The 16,792-nt window shown below is 63.8% G+C and carries 5 protein-coding genes; 1 reads left to right on the top strand and 4 read right to left on the bottom strand.

Going from position 1 to position 16,792, the window contains the following annotated elements; all coding sequences use genetic code 11:
* Positions 1-168 precede the first annotated feature (168 nt).
* Positions 169-13,155 (bottom strand): non-ribosomal peptide synthetase, encoded by a 12,987-nt coding sequence (locus ACLK1G_RS06985; protein ID WP_420764762.1) that lies wholly within the window; start codon positions 13,153-13,155, stop codon positions 169-171.
* Between the two features lie 282 nt (positions 13,156-13,437).
* Between ACLK1G_RS06985 and ACLK1G_RS06990 the strand changes: the two genes are divergently transcribed.
* Positions 13,438-13,986: an RNA polymerase factor sigma-70 gene (locus ACLK1G_RS06990; RefSeq protein WP_039589001.1), complete on the top strand. Its 549-nt coding sequence runs from the start codon at positions 13,438-13,440 to the stop codon at positions 13,984-13,986.
* Positions 13,987-14,090: 104 nt separating this feature from the next.
* Here ACLK1G_RS06990 and ACLK1G_RS06995 read toward each other — a convergent pair whose 3' ends face one another.
* The 3 genes from ACLK1G_RS06995 to ACLK1G_RS07005 all read right to left on the bottom strand — a co-directional run bounded on the left by ACLK1G_RS06995 (position 14,091) and on the right by ACLK1G_RS07005 (position 16,665).
* Positions 14,091-15,104, bottom strand: a complete 1,014-nt coding sequence (locus ACLK1G_RS06995) for a GNAT family N-acetyltransferase (protein WP_420764763.1) — start codon at positions 15,102-15,104, stop codon at positions 14,091-14,093.
* A 67-nt stretch (positions 15,105-15,171) separates the two neighbouring features.
* The gene (locus ACLK1G_RS07000; RefSeq protein WP_420764837.1) at positions 15,172-15,951 is read right to left on the bottom strand and encodes a substrate-binding periplasmic protein; all 780 of its coding nucleotides are present in this window, start codon (positions 15,949-15,951) and stop codon (positions 15,172-15,174) included.
* A 54-nt stretch (positions 15,952-16,005) separates the two neighbouring features.
* Positions 16,006-16,665 carry a TetR/AcrR family transcriptional regulator gene (locus ACLK1G_RS07005; protein WP_420764764.1) on the bottom strand — a complete coding sequence of 220 codons (660 nt, stop codon included), beginning with the start codon at positions 16,663-16,665 and terminating at the stop codon, positions 16,006-16,008.
* Positions 16,666-16,792 lie beyond the last annotated feature (127 nt).

Here is a 16,792-nt window from a genome sequence, read left to right on the forward strand (position 1 = left end):
AGTAGATAAACGCAGCCACTGGCGATAGCTCGACGGTTCGATCGCAAAACCGCGACAAAAGTCTCGCCCCCCATCGCGAGCAGGCTCGCTCACACATTTTGATCTCTGGACTCCGATCCATTGTGGGAGCGAGCCTGTCGCGATGAGGCCGCGACAGGCATCACAGCACTACAATCCCTCCAACTCCGCCATCAGATCATTCAAGCGGTCCACTTTCTCCTCGGTCATTTCGCTGGCTTGCAACCCCGCAATGTATTCAGCCAATTGCTCCACGGTGCTGCACTCGAACATCGCCCTGAGCGGCACGTTGCGTTGCAAGGCCTTCTGCACGCGGGAGGCAATTTGTGTCGCCAGCAAGGAGTGCCCGCCCAGCTCAAGGAAATTGTCCCGCGCCCCCACCCGCTCGACCTTCAACACTTCGGCCCAGATATCCGCCAGGGTCTGCTCCAGCGCATTGGCGGGCGCCTGGTAGTCGTGGCCGTGCAACTGGCCGATTTCCAACGCCGGCAGCCCCTTGCGATCGAGCTTGCCGTTGGCATTGAGGGGCAAGCGGTCGAGCCACAGCCAGTGCAGCGGCACCATGTATTCGGGCAGCTCGCTGCGCAGGCGCTGTTTGATCCGATCCAGGCGTTCGCTCGGGCTGAGCGTCGAGTCGGCAGCAACCAGATAACCCACCAGATGCTTGCCATTGACGCCCTCCTGCACCCCGACCGCCGCGTCGCGGACTTCGGGCTGCTCATGCAGCCGTGCTTCGATTTCCCCCAGTTCGATGCGGTAACCGCGGATCTTCACTTGATGATCGATGCGCCCGACGTATTCCAGCACGCCATCGCTGCGGCGGCGCGCCAGGTCGCCAGTGCGGTACAGCCGCTCGCCCGGCGCGCCGAACGGGTTGGGCACGAAGACCGGCGCCGTACGCAACGGATCGCCGACATAACCACGCCCCACTCCGGTGCCGGCGACGCACAACTCGCCCACCGCACCCAATGGCACCAGTTCCAGCGCGCCGTCGAGCACGTACAAACGGTTGTTGTCGGTCGGCGTGCCGATGGGCAGGTAGGTGCCACGGGTCGAGGCCATGTCGACCCGGAAGAACGCCACGTCATCGGAACATTCCGCCGGTCCGTAGGCATTCACCAGGGCGATGTCGGGGTAACGTACCAGCCATTGATGGGCCAGTTCCGGTGGCATCGCTTCGCCGGTGGGCAGCATCCAGCGCAACCCATCCAGACCGGTGTGCTCCTGGGCGAGCATGCCCTGGATCAACGAAGGCACGCTTTCCAGCACGGTAATGCCCTGACGACCCACATGGTCCAACAGTCCTTGGGGATCGTGGGCGATGGCATTGGGCACGAGGTCCACCCGGGCGCCGAACAACGGGGCGGCCAGGAACTGCCACACCGAAATATCGAAGCTCTGGGACGCGGTCTGGGCGATCACGTCCGTTTCATCCAGCGCCAGGTACGGCGCTTTGCTGAGCTGGTTGTTGAGCATGCCGCGCTGTTGCACCATCACGCCTTTGGGCAAGCCGGTGGAGCCAGAGGTGTAGATCACATAGGCGAGGTTGTCCGGCCCGCTGTAAACGCCAGGATTGTCCACCGCCGTATCACTGGCCTGGACGTCTTCCCAGACCAGCAGCTTCGGCCGCCCGGCACAGGCGAACTCTTCCAGCAAGGCCAACGCCTGTTCGCGACAAGCTCTCGTGCACACCAGCAACGGCGTGCGGCTCAGCTCGATGATGCGGCTCAGGCGTTGGCTCGGCAGGCCTGGGTCCAGCGGCAGGTAACCGCCGCCGGCCTTGAAGCTGCCGATGATCATGCCCAGCAAGTCCAGGCCGCGCTCGGCCAGCAGCGCCACCGGCTGGTCGAGACCGACGCCCGCCTCGATCAGCCCATGACCGAGGCGGTTGCTGCGTTCGTTCAACGCGGCGTAGGTCCAGCTGTCGTCCTGGCAACTGGCGGCAATGCGTTGCGGATGAGCCGCCACCCGGGCCTCGAACAGCTCCACGTAACTCTGCTCCAGCGGATAGGCACGTTCGCTCTGGTTGCAGCCCTCGATGAGGAAAGTCTTTTCTTCAGACCCGATCAGCGCCAGCTCGGCCATGTCACCGTGGAAACCTTCGATCAGCGCCAGCAGCAATCGCTTGAACTCACCCAGCAGCCCCTGGACCGTCGACTCATTGAAGTAACGCTGGTCGTAGGACAGGTGCAGTCCGAGATCGTCGCCCGGGTAACACACCGCCGTCAGCGGGAAGTTGGTGTGGGTGCGCCCTGAATCCGAGGTGGCGTTGAGGCTCTGGGCGCGGTCCAGCACCGAGACTTCCACCGGCGCGTTCTCGAACACGAACAGGCTGTCGAACAACGGCTGGCCCTTGGGCAGTTCGCTGACCTCCTGGATGCTCACCAGCGGCAGGTATTCGTACTCGCGCAGTTGCATGTTGCTGTCCAGCAAACCGTTGAGCCATTGGCGCACGCTGCAACGCTGGTCATCCGACGGAATCTGCACTCGCAAGGCGACGCTGTTGATGAACAGCCCCACCGTGCGCTGCATGTGCGGCAGCTCCACCGGACGGCCGGCCACGGTGACGCCGAACAGCACGTCGCGATCGCCGCTGACCCTACGCAGCACCAAGGCCCACGCGGCCTGGGCGAAGGTGTTGACAGTCAGCTGATGGGCCTGGGCCAGCTCGCGCAAACGCGCACCGTCTCGAACGTCGAGCCGGGTGTAGCAATCGCCGACGACCATGCCGCCGCTGTCACCGGCGTGCTCGCGCAGGAACGGTCGATCCGCGGGGATCGGCGTGGTCCGCTCGAAGCCTTGCAGGTTCTTCTGCCACCACTGCCGGGCTTCGGCCAGGCCCTGGTGTTGCAGCCAACCGATGTAGTCGCGATAGCGCGGCGGCACGGCCAGGTGGGGCTCGCGCTGTTCGCCAAGGGCCGTGTAGATTTCGAAGAAATCGTCCATCAGCAGCGAACGGCACCACGCATCGATGAGGATGTGGTGGTTGCTCATCATGAACCAGTAACGCGCCGCGCCAACCCGGATCAAGCGCAACTGGAACGGCGCCTCGTTCAACAGATCGAAACCGGCCTCCCGTTCGCTCTTGAGCAGCGCCTGGAGTTTGGGCTCCTGGGCGTCGTCGGGTACTTGCGTCCAGTCGAGGTATTGCACCGGCGTGCGGCCGGGTTTGTGGATGACCTGCAGCATGTCTTCACCGACATTCCAGCAGAACGAGGCGCGCAAGGCTTCGTGACGGGCGATCACCGCCTGCCAGGCTTGGGCGAAACGCTGAGGGTCGAGTTCACTGTTGATGCGGTAGCGGTCCTGCATGTAGTAAAGGCCCGTGCCCGGTTCCAGCAAGGTGTGCAGCAGCATGCCTTCCTGCATCGGCGTCAGTGGGTAGACGTCTTCGATCTCCGCGGCCGGCACCGGCAGGTTGTCCAGTTGCGCCTGGGTCAGTTTCGCCAGCGGGAAGTCCGACGGCGTCAGGCCGCCCGCCTCGTCCGTCAGGCAGTGTTCGATCAAGTGCTGCAGTTCGTCGAGGTAAGCGTTGGCCAGCACGGCGATGCTCTGGCGGTCATGACGCTCGGCACTGAAGGTCCAGCGCAACGCCAATTCGCCGCCACTGACCTGGCAGTCGAGGCTCAGCTCGTTGGGCAGCGGAGCGTCGGGGTCGTGAATCGCGCCAAGCGGCTCGTCCAGCGGTTGGAACAGCGCGTCCTGGCCGAGGGCATGGTCGAGCTGGCCGAGGTAGTTGAAAGTGACCAACGCTTGCGGCAGGCCAGCCATCGCCTCGCGGGTGCCGCTGTCTGTCAGGTAACGCAGCACGCCATAGCCGAGGCCCTTATGGGGCACGGCGCGCAGTTGCTCCTTGATGGCTTTGATCGAGGTGCCGATATCATCGGCCGATGGGCTCAGGCGCAGCGGATAGACACTGGTAAACCATCCCACGGTGCGGGTCAGGTCGATGTCATCGAACAGCGCCTCGCGACCATGACCTTCGAGCTGGACCAACGCCGAATCGTGATTGCTCCAACGGCACAGCACCCGGGCCAGCGCCGTGAGCAACAGGTCATTGACCTGGGTGCGGTAGGCACTGGGCGCCTGTTGCAACAATTGCCGGGTGCGCTCGGCGTCGAGGCGCAGGCTGACGATGTCGGCATGCCGTTCCTGCCGCCCGCCGTCGGGCCGCGCGCAAGGCAGTGTCACCTGCGGGCCACTTAACTGACCTTGCCACCAGCTCATTTCCTCGCGCAGGGATTCGCTACCGGCGTAGGCCCGCAAACGCGCGGCCCAATCACGCAAGGGGCTGGTCTTGGCTGGCAATTGCAGCGTTTGTCCGGCGACGCATTGGCGGTAAGCCGTTTGCAGATCGTCCATCAGCACCCGCCATGACACACCGTCCACCACCAGGTGGTGAATCGCGATCAGCAGGCGCTGCCGACCGTCCGGCAGCTGCGCCAGCACGGCCCGCAGCAGCGGCCCAGTCGCCAGTTCGAAGCCACGCTGAGCCTGGGCAAACACGGCTTCGCAGGCGTGCGGCGAGCCCACCGATACCGTCTCCAGCAGCGCTCCCTCGAATACTGGCTGATGCTCGGCGCGCCACTGACCGGCGCTGTTGCCAAAGCCCAGGCGCAAGGCGTCGTGCTGCTCGAAAACGGCGCGCAACGCTTGCTCCAGACCATCCGCTTCCAAGGGCGTGGTCGGCTCCAGCAACAACGCCTGGTTCCAATGTTCACGGTTGGGTATTTCGTTGGCCAAGAACCAGTGCTGGATCGGCGTCAACCCCGACTCACCGCTCAACAACCCTTGCTCGGCGCTCACCTGTTCGCTGCGAGTCGCGACCGCCGCCAGGGCCTGCACGGTCTGGTGTTGGAACAGGTCGCGTGGCGTGAAGTGGAGGCCCTGTTGCCGGGCCCGGCTGACGACCTGGATCGACAGGATCGAATCGCCGCCCAGCTCGAAGAAGTTGTCGTTGAGGCCGACCTGCTTCAGGTTCAGCACGTCGCACCAGATTGCCGCCAGCGCTTGCTCCAAGGCATTGCTCGGCGCCACGTATTGTTGGCGATTGAGTTCCGGGTCCGGCATCGGCAAGGCGCGGCGGTCGAGCTTGCCGTTGGCGGTCAGCGGCATGCTCGCCAGCAGGATCAAGTGCGCGGGCACCATGTAGTCCGGCAGTTGCGCCTTGAGGTGGTTCTTCAGCGCTTCGCGCAGCGCCGCTTGCCCGGCGGCGTCCTGAGCGGCGATGTCGGTGGCCAGATAACCGGCCAGTTGCTTGCCGCCGGGCATGTCCAGGGCCAGTACCACGGCCTCGCGCACGGCATCGTGCTCCAACAAACGGTTTTCGATTTCCCCCAGCTCGATGCGGAAACCGCGAATCTTCACCTGATGGTCGATGCGTCCAAGGTACTCCACCTGGCCGTCGGCGCGCTGGCGCACCAAATCGCCAGTGCGATACAACCGTCCGCCATTGGCGGCAAACGGGTCGGCAACGAAACGCTCGGCGGTCATGCCCGGGCGCTGGTGATAACCCTGGGCCAGCCCGGCGCCGCCAACGTACAACTCACCGGTCGCGCCCTGCGGCACTAATGCCAGGTCGGCGTCGAGAACGTAGGCGACCCGAGCCCCGATCACGCTGCCGATGGGCACGCTGCCGGCGCCCTCCTCCAGTCGCTCCGGGGCGAGGCTCGCCAGCGGCATGACCACGGTTTCGGTCGGCCCATAGGCGTTGAAGAATAGATCCGGGCTGAACGCGGCGCGGATACGCTGCAAATGCTCGCCGGTCAGGGCCTCACCACCGGTGATGCACATGCGCACCGGCAGCGTCTGGCCCTGGGTCGCCAGCCATTGCGCCAATTGGCTGCCATAGCTGGGGGTGAAACCGAGGATATTGATGCGGTGTTGGCGAATCAGGCCGCAGATTTCCTCGGCATCCCACTGGCCCTGAGCGCGCAGCACCACGTGGGCCCCGCTGAGCAAGGGCACCAGCAAGCGCTCGGTGGCGGCGTCGAAATTGATCGAATAGAAATGCAGCTCGCAGTCATCAAAGCGCATGCCGAAGCGCTGGATCACCGCCTGGCAATGCATGGCGATTTCGCCGTGGGACACCACCACACCCTTGGGTTTGCCGGTGGAGCCGGAGGTGTAGATCAAGTAAGCCTGGTGTTGCGGCAGATTGATCAGCCCTGGCGACTGGTCGGGGTAATCCGCCACGGCCGCGCTGTCGTCTTCCAGGCACCAGCGCTGCACGCCTTCCGGCAGTTGGCCTAGGGCCTGGAACATGGCCCGATCGCTGAGCAACAGACCGACGCCGCTGTCCTCGATCATGTAGAGCAAGCGGTCCAGCGGGTATTCCGGATCCAGCGGCACGTAGGCGCCACCCGCTTTGAGGATCGCCAGCAAGCCGACGACCATTTCCAGCGAGCGCTCCAGGGCCAGGCCCACGCGAACCTGAGGCCCGACACCACGTTCGCGCAACATCCAGGCCAGGCGATTGGCCCGGCGTTCGAGTTCGCCATAGGTCAGGGCCTGCTCGGCGAACGTCAGCGCCGGCGCGTCCGGGCGCACCCTGGCCTGTTCTTCGAACAATGAATGGATGCATCGATCCAGGCGATGCTCGCCCGGTTCTTCGCCCAGACTCTCGAGCAACTGCCGCTGTTCGCCGGCCTCCAGCAACGGCAGCTCGCTCAGCCGCCGGGCCGGATCCACCAGCAGCGCCTCCAACAGGTTGCGCCAGTGCCCGGCCATGCGGGCGATGCGTGGCTCGTCGAACAAATCGGTGCTGTAGGTCAGGCAGCAACCCAGGCGCCGGTCCAGATCGGTGACTTCCAGGTTGAGGTCGAACTTGGTGGCCCGCGCATCGTTGACCAGATAGTCGACGCTCATGCCGGCCAGCGTGCGGCTTTGTTGGAATTCCCACCGCTGCACGTTGCACATCACCTGGAACAGCGGGTTGTACGCCGCGCTGCGCGGTGGCTGCAACGCTTCCACCAGATGATCGAACGGCAGGTCCTGGTGGGACTGGCCCTCGATCACGGTGTGGCGCACCTGCTCCAATAGCTCGCCAACGGACATCTGCCCGTCGAGTTGGCAACGCAGCACTTGGGTGTTGAGGAACGCGCCGATCAACCCTTCACTTTCCGGACGGATGCGGTTGGCCACCGGCGCGCCGATGCGCAGGTCGGTCTGGCCGCTGTAGCGATAGAGCAGCACGGCCAGGGCAGCGGTCATCGTCATGAAAAGGGTCAAGCCATGCTCGGCGTTGAAGGCACGAACCCGTGCGGCCAAGTCATCGCTGAGGTCGAAACGGAACAGTTCACCGCGATGGCTTTGTACCGGCGGACGCGGGCGGTCCCCCGGCAATTCCAGCAAGGGATGTTCGCGGCCCAGCTGCGCGGTCCAGTAATCGAGTTGGCGTTGGCGCTCGCCGGATTCCAACCACTGGCGCTGCCAGGCGCTGTAGTCCAGGTACTGCACCGGCAACGGTTCCAGCGGCGACTCGCGATCATCGATAAAGGCTTCGTACAGCGCGCTTAGCTCCCGGGCGAAGATGTCCATCGCCCAGCCCTCGGTGACGATGTGATGCAGCGTCAGCACCAGGTAATGTTCGTGCTCGGCGGTCTTGACCAGGCAGGCCCGCAGCAGCGGCCCGGTTTCCAGGTCAAAGGGCTCGTGAGCTTCGCTGTCGGCCAGTTGCTGCACCCGTTGCTGGCGAATGTCGGCGTCGAGCATGGAGAAGTCCTTCCAGTCCATGCGCAGGCCCGTCTCGTCGTGTACGTGCTGGCGAGGCACGCCGTCGACGCTCGGGAACGTGGTGCGCAAGGTTTCATGGCGCAGGATCAACGCCTGCAACGCCGCTTCGAAGCGCCCGACATCCAGCACCCCGCGCAGCCGCGCCATGCCACCGACGTTGTAGGCCGGGCTATGCGGTTCCATCTGCCAGAGGAACCACATGCGTTGCTGGGAATAGGACAACGGCACCGGTTGGCTGCGGTCGACTTTCTCGATCGGCGGCTGACGGTTGGTCCGGCCGCTGGCCTGGATCAACCGCACTTGCTCGGCGAACGCTCCCAGCTCACTGGCTTCGAACAACGCACGCAACGGCAGCTCGACATCGCAGGCCTGGCGCGTGCGGGAAATGATCTGAGTCGCCAGCAACGAATGGCCGCCCAAGGCGAAAAAATCGTCCCTCAAGCCGACGCGGGCAAGGCCCAGCACGTCGCGCCAGATCGCGGCGATCTGCTGTTCGAGAGCGCTGGCCGGTTCGACGTGTTCGCGCACCTGCCATTGCGGCTCGGGCAAGGCACGACGGTCGAGCTTGCCGCTCGGGCTCAGGGGCATGGCGTCCAGGCGCAGCAGTTGGGCGGGCACCATGTAGTCAGGCAGCTCACTGGCAAGGGCGTTTTTCAAGCGCGCGGCCTGGGCGATATCGTCTTCATCAAGGACTGCTGCGGTGTAATAGCCGATCAACTGCGGACCGGCCGCCGTATCGCGCACCAGCACCGCCGCCTGGGCGACGCCGTCCTGGGCCAGCAACCGCGCCTCGATTTCCTGAGGTTCGACGCGGAAACCGCGCAGCTTCACCTGCTGATCGAGGCGGCCGAGGTATTCGATGACGCCGTCGACACCCCAGCGCGCCCGGTCCCCGGTCCGGTAGAGCCGCGCGCCCGCCAGCCCTTGGGGGTCGGCGACGAAGCGCTCCGCGGTCAACCCGGGGCGCCCGAGGTAACCCCGGGCCATGCCCAGGCCACCGATGCACAGCTCACCCGGCACGCCGACGGGCACGGGATTGAGTTCACTGTCGAGGATGCGGCACAGCACGTTAGCCAAGGGCCGGCCGATGGGCGAGCGCTCGCCATCGTCTGCGGTGCAGTGCCAATGAGTGACGTTGATCGCGGTTTCGGTCGGGCCATAACGGTTGTGCAATTGCGCCGCCGGCAACTGCGCCAGCACCCGGTTACGCAATTCGGCTGGCAACGCTTCGCCCCCGGAGAAAATCCGCCGCAGGCCGGTGCAACGGGCACTCAACGGCTCGTCGATAAACAGGCTGAGCAACGGCGGGACGAAATGCAGCGTGGTTACGCCAAACTGCTCGACCAATTGAGCGATGCGGTGCGGGTCGCGGTGTTCCCCCGGGCCGGCCAGGACCAATCGGCTGCCAGTGATCAGCGGCCAGAAGCACTCCCACACCGACACGTCGAAACTGATCGGCGCCTTTTGCATCAACACGTCGGTTTCATCCAGCTCATAGGCGGCCTGCATCCACTGCAAGCGTTCAGCCAGGGCCGCGTGGGTATTGCCGACACCCTTGGGTTGGCCGGTCGAGCCGGAGGTGTAGATCACGTAGGCCAGATGATCGCCGTGCAGGTGCAACCGCGGCGGATTGCTCGGCCATTGCTCCAGGTGCAGCGCATCCATGGCGATGACGCTGACGCCCTCGCAGGCAGGCAAGCGTTCGAGCAGCGCGGTTTGGGTCAGCAGCAGATCGACGCCGCTGTCGTGGAGCATGTAGGCCAGGCGTTCGCTCGGGTAATCGACATCCAGCGGCACGTAGGCGCCACCTGCCTTGATGATCGCCAGCACGCCGATAAGCAATTGCGGCGAGCGCTCGGCGGCAATCGCCACGCACACGTCCGGGCCCACGCCTTTGTCCCGAAGATAATGGGCCAGCCGATTGGCCTGGGCGTGCAATTCAGCGTAGTCCAGCGAGCCGCCATCCCACTGCAATGCCCTGCGTTGCGGTGTGAGCCGGGCCTGGTCATTAAGCAGTTCCGGGAGCCATTGCGTGGCGGGCGCGCAGGGTGCCGCCGCCCAACGCTGCTGCTGGGCGAGTTCATCGGCGCTCAACAACGGCAAATCGCCCAGGGCCTGCTGCGGATCAGCGCAGACCGCCCGCAGCAAACTGCAAAAGTGCTCGGCCAGGCGCGCGATGGTTGCCGCCTCGAACAACTCGTCTGCGTAGTCGAACGACAGTGTCAGCCGACCGTTGCGGTCTTCTTCGCTGTGCAACTGCAGGTCGAACTTGGCCTCGCGGCTGTGCCATGGCAACTCATCCGCCAACAGTCCCGGCAGACGCCGCAACGCGCCGAGGTCGCGCTGCTGGTGGTTGAACATCACCTGGAACAGACCTTGATCGCGAGCCTGGGGAAAGGCTTCCAACAGCTGTTCGAAGGGCAGGTCCTGATGGGCCTGGGCGGCGAGCGTCGCCTCCCGGGCCTGGGCCAGCAGCGCGGCGAAGGGTTGACGCGAATCGGTTTGCGCGCGCAGCACCTGAGTATTGATGAAAAAACCGATCAAGCCCTGGGTTTCCAGGCGCGGGCGGTTGGCGTTGGGTACGCCGACGCGAATGTCGGACTGACCGGTGTAGCGCTGCAACAAGGCCTGGAACGCCGCCAGCAACAGCATGAACACCGTCGCGTCATGGGCCTGGGCGATCTGGCGCAGAGCATCACTGAGTGACTTGTCCACGCGCAGGCTATGGCGCGCGGCGCTGCGACGCAGTTGGGCACTGCGCGGGTGGTCGGTGCCCAGCGCCAGGGTCGGGTGCTCGTCGCCCAACTGCTGTTTCCAATACGCCAGTTGGCGATCGGCTTCGCCCTGGGCAAGCCATTGCCGTTGCCAACTGCCGTAGTCGGCGTATTGCAGCGGCAACGGCGCCAGCGCGGCGATTTGTCCTTGGGACGCTGCGGCGTACAGTCGCGAGAATTCTTCGATCAACACATTCATCGACCAGCCATCGGCAATGATGTGGTGCATCGTCACCAACAGCAGGTGATCGTCTTCCGCCAGGCGCAGCAAGGCGACCCGCAGCAGCGGGCCTTTTTCCAAGTCGAATTGAGTGGCTGCTTCGTCTTCGCGGATACGCTGGGCCTGGGCTTCGCGTTGATCGGTGGCCACGTCGCTGAGGTCGATCACCTGCAGATTGAACTCGCCGGCCGGATCGATCCGCTGCAGGGCCACGCCGTCGCGCTCCAGGAACCGTGTGCGCAAGGATTCATGGCGCTCGGTCAATTGTTGGAGGCTGGCGCGCAGCGCTTGTTCGTCCAACTCACCGCGCAGGCGCAGGGCGCCGGGGATGTTGTAGGCGCGGCTGGCAGGGTCCAGCTGCCAAGTCAGCCACAAACGGTTCTGGGCCAGGGACTGCGGCAGGGCTTCATCGCGCGCCAACGCTTTGATGGCGCCTTGGGCCTGGCCGCCGTCCTGTTGCAGATTTGCCACTGCCGTCGCGAACGCGTCCAGGGTCGGCGCTTCGAAGAGCAGGCGCAGGTTGAGTTCCAGACCAAGCACTTCACGCAGCCGCGCAATGACTTGGGTGGCTGCGATGGAATTGCCGCCCAACAGGAAAAAATGATCGTCGCCACGAACCCGCTCAACATGTAGCTGCTCGCACCAGAGGCGGCCGATCAGTTCTTGCAGCTCGGATGATGGCGCGGTTTCATCGCCGGTTTCAGCCTTGGCCGAGGGGAACCGTGCATAGCTGTCGAGGCTGGCGTCCGCCAACCGGGCGCGGCACGCCGAACGTTGCAGTTTGCCGCTGGACGTCTTGGGCAGCGCCCCCGGGTTGAGCAACACCACCACGCTCGGCGCTTGCTGGCAGGCGTCGGCCACGGCCTGGCGAATCGCGTTGATCAAGGCGTCGGGGGGCAGGATCTTCTGCACGCTGCGGCTGATTTCAGCAGCGATGCCGATGCCTTCCTCGCCCGCCTCATCGACGGCGAAGGCGGCAACCCGTCCTTTGCGCACCACTTCCACTTCCCGTTCGATGGTTTGCTCGATGTCCTGGGGGTAGAGGTTGTGCCCGCGCACGATCAGCATGTCCTTCAGGCGGCCGGTGATGTACAGCTCGCCTTCGCGCATAAAACCCAGGTCGCCGGTGCGCAGCCAAGTGCGGCCGTCATGCTGGACGAAGGTCTTGGCGCTGGCCTCGGGGTTGCGCCAGTAACCGTGGGCGATGCTCGGGCCGGCGGCCCAGACCTCGCCCACCTGGCTGTCGGCCAGCGGTTGCAGGGTGTTGGGTTCGACGATCAGCACCGCATGATCCGGCTGGCTCACGCCACAACTCATCACCGCGCAGCCCTGCCCCGGCTCGGCACGGTTTTGCGTCAAGGCTGCATCGTCCATGCGCATCGACGGGATGCCTCGGCCACGTGGCGTGCCGGCCACGAACAACGTCGCCTCGGCGAGCCCGTAGGAGGCCATGAAACGGTCGGCCGTGAAGCCGCACGCGGCAAATTTCCCGGCAAAGCGCTCCAGGCTGTCTAGGCGGATCGGCTCGGAGCCGGAATAGGCCACGCGCCAGCCACTCAGGTCGAGGCGGCTCAGGGCGGACTCACTGACCCGTTCGCTGCACAAGCGATAGGCGAAGTCCGGGCCGCCGCTGATGGTGCCGCCGTACTCGCTGATCGCTTCGAGCCAACGCAACGGCCGGGCGAGGAAATAGGCCGGCGACATCAGCACGCAAGGCACGCCGCTGAAGATCGGCTGTAGCAAGCCGCCAATCAGGCCCATGTCGTGGTAAAGCGGCAGCCAGCTGACGATGACATCGTCGGGGTTCACATCGATGCCGAAGCCACGGCGGATCAACAGTTCATTGGCGACCAGGTTGCCGTGGCTGACCTGCACGCCCTTGGGCAAGGCGGTGGAACCGGAGGTGTATTGCAGGAAAGCAATGTCATCGCATTGCAGCTGCGGCGCTTGCCATTGCTCGGCGCGGGTCGGATCGAGCGTATCGACGCACAGCACCGGCGGTGCCGATTCGATGGCTTGCAAGGTGTCGCGCAGGTCAGCGGTGGTCAGCAACAGCCGCGGTTCGGCATCGGCGATGATCGACAGCAAGCGCTCCTGATGATGCCGACGGGAGGATTCCGGCGGATAGGCCGGTACGGCGATCACGCCGGCATACAGGCAACCGAAGAATGCCGCGACATAATCCGGGCCGCTGGGGAACAACAGCACCGCTCGATCAGCGAATCGGGCCTCGGCCTGCAAGGCGGCGGCGATGGTCCGGGCGCGTTGATCCAGGTCGCGATAACTCAACACCACGCCCTGCTCCGGGGTATCGGCCAGGAAGCGCAAGGCCACCTGATCCGGGGTCAACGCGGCGCGGCGCTGGAGTGCGTGAGCCAGGGTGCGGGGAAGTTCGAACGCGTCGGTCATGGGGGGTTCCTGCCTGAAATTCGGCTTGCAAGTGGTCACCCATGGGGACGGATAACACCGGCAAATAATTAGTCGGCGACCTTGTCCTCACGCGGGTGGCAGAACTGCAGGCCATCACGCGCCGCGACAACGGGTCGCAGCTATCGGGCTGGACTTCCTTTCATCAATAATTCTTCTTCTCAATTGACAATAATTATCATTACGCATAATTTGGCCGTCGATGTGTAGGACATGTCCGCCGGACCGGTCGTCCTGCTAACTATTTGCAGCAAGGTGAATTCCATGACGGAACAAGTATCCACAAGCAGGTGCGACTCACCGCTACTCCAGGCATTCGTCGATAACCGAACCATCCTGGTCAAGATCGCAGCGCGTATCACGGGCTGCCGGTCCCGGGCCGAAGATGTGGTCCAGGATGCGTTTTTCCGGTTGCAGTCGGCGCCCCAGATCACCTCGTCCTTCAAGGCCCAGCTCAGTTATCTGTTCCAGATCGTGCGCAACCTGGCCATCGATCATTACCGCAAGCAAGCGCTGGAACAGAAATACTCGGGGCCGGAAGAGGAAGGGCTGAACGTGGTGATCCAGGGTGCTTCGCCGGAAACGTCTCACATCAACTTCTCCACGCTCGAGCACATTGCCGAGGCCCTGACCGAGTTGCCGAGCCGCACCCGCTATGCCTTCGAGATGTATCGCCTGCACGGCGTGCCGCAGAAAGACATCGCCAAGGAGCTGGGGGTCTCGCCGACGTTGGTGAACTTCATGATCCGCGATGCCCTGGTGCATTGCCGCAAGGTGTCCGGGGTGCGTGGAGATACCTTCGCTCGGCGGTGATTCCGCGGTGGGCTGACCGAGCAACTCACTCCCACGCAAGCGTCGTCGCAGTCCAGGTGGGAGCGAGCTTGCTCGCGATGGGGCCTAGAGAATTGCGGTGAGATCTACATCAACGAACACCGGTCAAAAAACCGCTCGCGCCCCAGGATCATCAGCGCCGCTCGCTTGTGCGGAAAGTCGAATTCCTTTTCGCAGTGGAAACACTGGTTGTGCAGATGCCCGATCATGCGGGCGTTGTCGGCCCGGGGCTCGGCTACCACGCGCTGGGTGCGCGGATCGTCCAGAAACAGATAGTGCACCAATGCCGACAGCCAGCTGGCGACCTTATGCGGGCCACGGTGTTGTTCCTCGCCCACCAGCATGTGAATGCCACGGTCATAATCGTTGGCCTGGTAGAACGGTGCGATTCGATCCTCCTTGGCCCAGTAGGCCTCGAAATAGGCGAATGGCTCGTCGTTGAAACAGCCGATCAGCGTCAAGACCCGAGGGTCGTGCTGCAAGTTGCCCAAGTACTCCCGATGCTGCTCCAGGCTACCCTCCTCCTGCCAGAAGCTGGCGACCCGAGGGCTGTTCTGCCAACGATTGAAACGCGTCAGGTCCTGCTCGATTTCAAGGGTTCGCAAGGACACCCAGGCACCCAGCCGCGCGTCGAAACGCCGATACACCTCGCCCCGAGGCTTGATGGGCCGGCGAGGATGACGCTTGCCATCGGTGATGATCATCTGTTGCGGATAACTGCTACTGAACGACTCCCCCAGCCAGGGCTGCGGCAGTTGCCAGAACAGCGTACGTTCGCATGCGTATTCGTTGGGTTGCGCGGTACCCACCAGCAGGCCGCTGAGCAATGCTTCACCAGGACGCTCGTCAAGATGCCAGACCAGGCACTGGCAGCCCGGATCCCGGGTAAACAGCCAATAGCAGGCCGCCCAAAGCGCCGGCCCCACCGGGCGCCCGTTGGTTTCCTGCAAATGCACGTGCAAGGGCGCGCCTCGTTCCAGGCGCAGCCGGATCAGCGGCGCGCCTTCGAGCATCAGGCTCAGGTGACGTTCGGTTTCATCGGCGCCCAGGCAGCGACCGCCGGGCAAGGGCAGCGTCGCTGCAGGATTGAGGTCTGGCATTGAAGGCTCACGTATTCGTCGGTAGTCAACGTGTGACGTGAGCCGGAAGGGGAAATTTAGTGTCGCCTCAGTGGCGAGGGGTCGACACGAGCTCGATCTGGTAGGGCTTGAAAATCTCCAACAGCTGCCCGCTGTCTCTCAACTTGCCCAGCAATTGCCCAAACGCCTCCCCGGAGATCGGCGCCTGGGGTCGCAGCAGCGCGAAATGGTGATAAATCTGGTCGATACGCTCGGACACGAGCAGTTGCGGAGCGACTTGAGGATTGCGCAGCAGATAGTCGCTGAGGTACGAACGGGTCACCAGCGCAACGTCCGCGCGCCCACGCAAGACCATTTGCAGATTGCTGTCATGGGAATACGTCAGCGTGGCGTTGAACTGGCCGATCAGGAACTTGGGATCGGCATTGAACTCGGCAAAAGCGTAGTGATAACCGCTGAACAGAGCCAGCCGCTTGGCCCGCAGGTCCGCGAAATAGCTCTGCTGGCGGTCAGGCAAACGCTGGGTCACGAAGATCTCCGCATCCTCCAGGCCCATGTCCACCGTGGTATGCGGCACATCCTGCCAACCCCAGTCAGGGTTTTCGAAGATGGCCATGTCGATCCGCCCTTGCTTGAAATCATTGAAGCGCCGCGGGATCGAGGTAGGGACGAGCACAAACTGGTAATCGGCCTGGGCGCGATTCAACGCCTCGACCAGTTCCGGTAGCAGGCCGGTGTCCGCACCTTTTTCGGGTCGAACGGTATAGGGCGGAAAATGTGCCGCACCGATCCGGACCAGCTGCGCCGCCTCGACGGGCAACATCCATAACAAGGCCAGAGCAGCCAGAACGCGCGAGGTCACCCCCATCGGCGAAAACGTCAAGATAACCACTCCCCCAGAAGTCCGTTCAATTTGTTCAAGCTAGGCGGTTTCAGGCGCTTGGCCAGCCGCTGGTTTATCGTTTTCTTGCAATACCAGAATCAGCGCCTGGTTAGCCAATTGATCAAGGCTCAGGCTACCTCCGGCGCGAAACCAGGTGGAGGTCCAGGACAATGCACCTGTCAGGAAACGTCGGGTAACGAATACGTCCCCGCGAATATACCCGGCCTCCTTGGCCTCTCCCAGGACTTCAAGCCACACACGTTCGTAGATATCACGCAAGGCCAGCACTTGCCGCTGCCCTTCCTCGGACAAAGAGCGCCATTCGTAGACCAGCACCGCCATCGCCTCGCCGTTTTCCCCCGTGATCGATTGCAATTCACAGCGGATCAACGCCAGCACCCGCTCGCGAATGCTGCCGCCCTCTGCCAGGGCTGCCCGCATCATCGCGGTGTTGTAGCGGACGGTCTCTTCCATCACCGCCCACAGGATTTCGTCCTTGCTTTTGAAATGATGAAAAATACTGCCCGACTGAATGCCCACGGCGCTGGCCAGATCCCGCACCGTGGTGCGCTCGAAGCCTTTGTTGCGGAACAAATGGGCGGCGGTCTGGAGCAGTTTGCCGCGAGCGCTGTCCGGATCGGTCAGTTGCCCGGCGTCGACCAGCTCACGCATCACGTCCAAGGCTTTTTGCTCGTTCACCTACTTTGCTCCTCAGTCGAACGATCAATGCGCGGCCACTCTCAGAATCGCAGTGACACGGCAATTTAAGCTGGCCGGGGCAACCAAGCAAGCGCTCGGGCGCAAGAACCTGCGCTCGGTCCTTCGT

Source organism: Pseudomonas algeriensis, from assembly GCF_048847255.1.
Taxonomy (GTDB): Bacteria; Pseudomonadota; Gammaproteobacteria; order Pseudomonadales; family Pseudomonadaceae; genus Aquipseudomonas.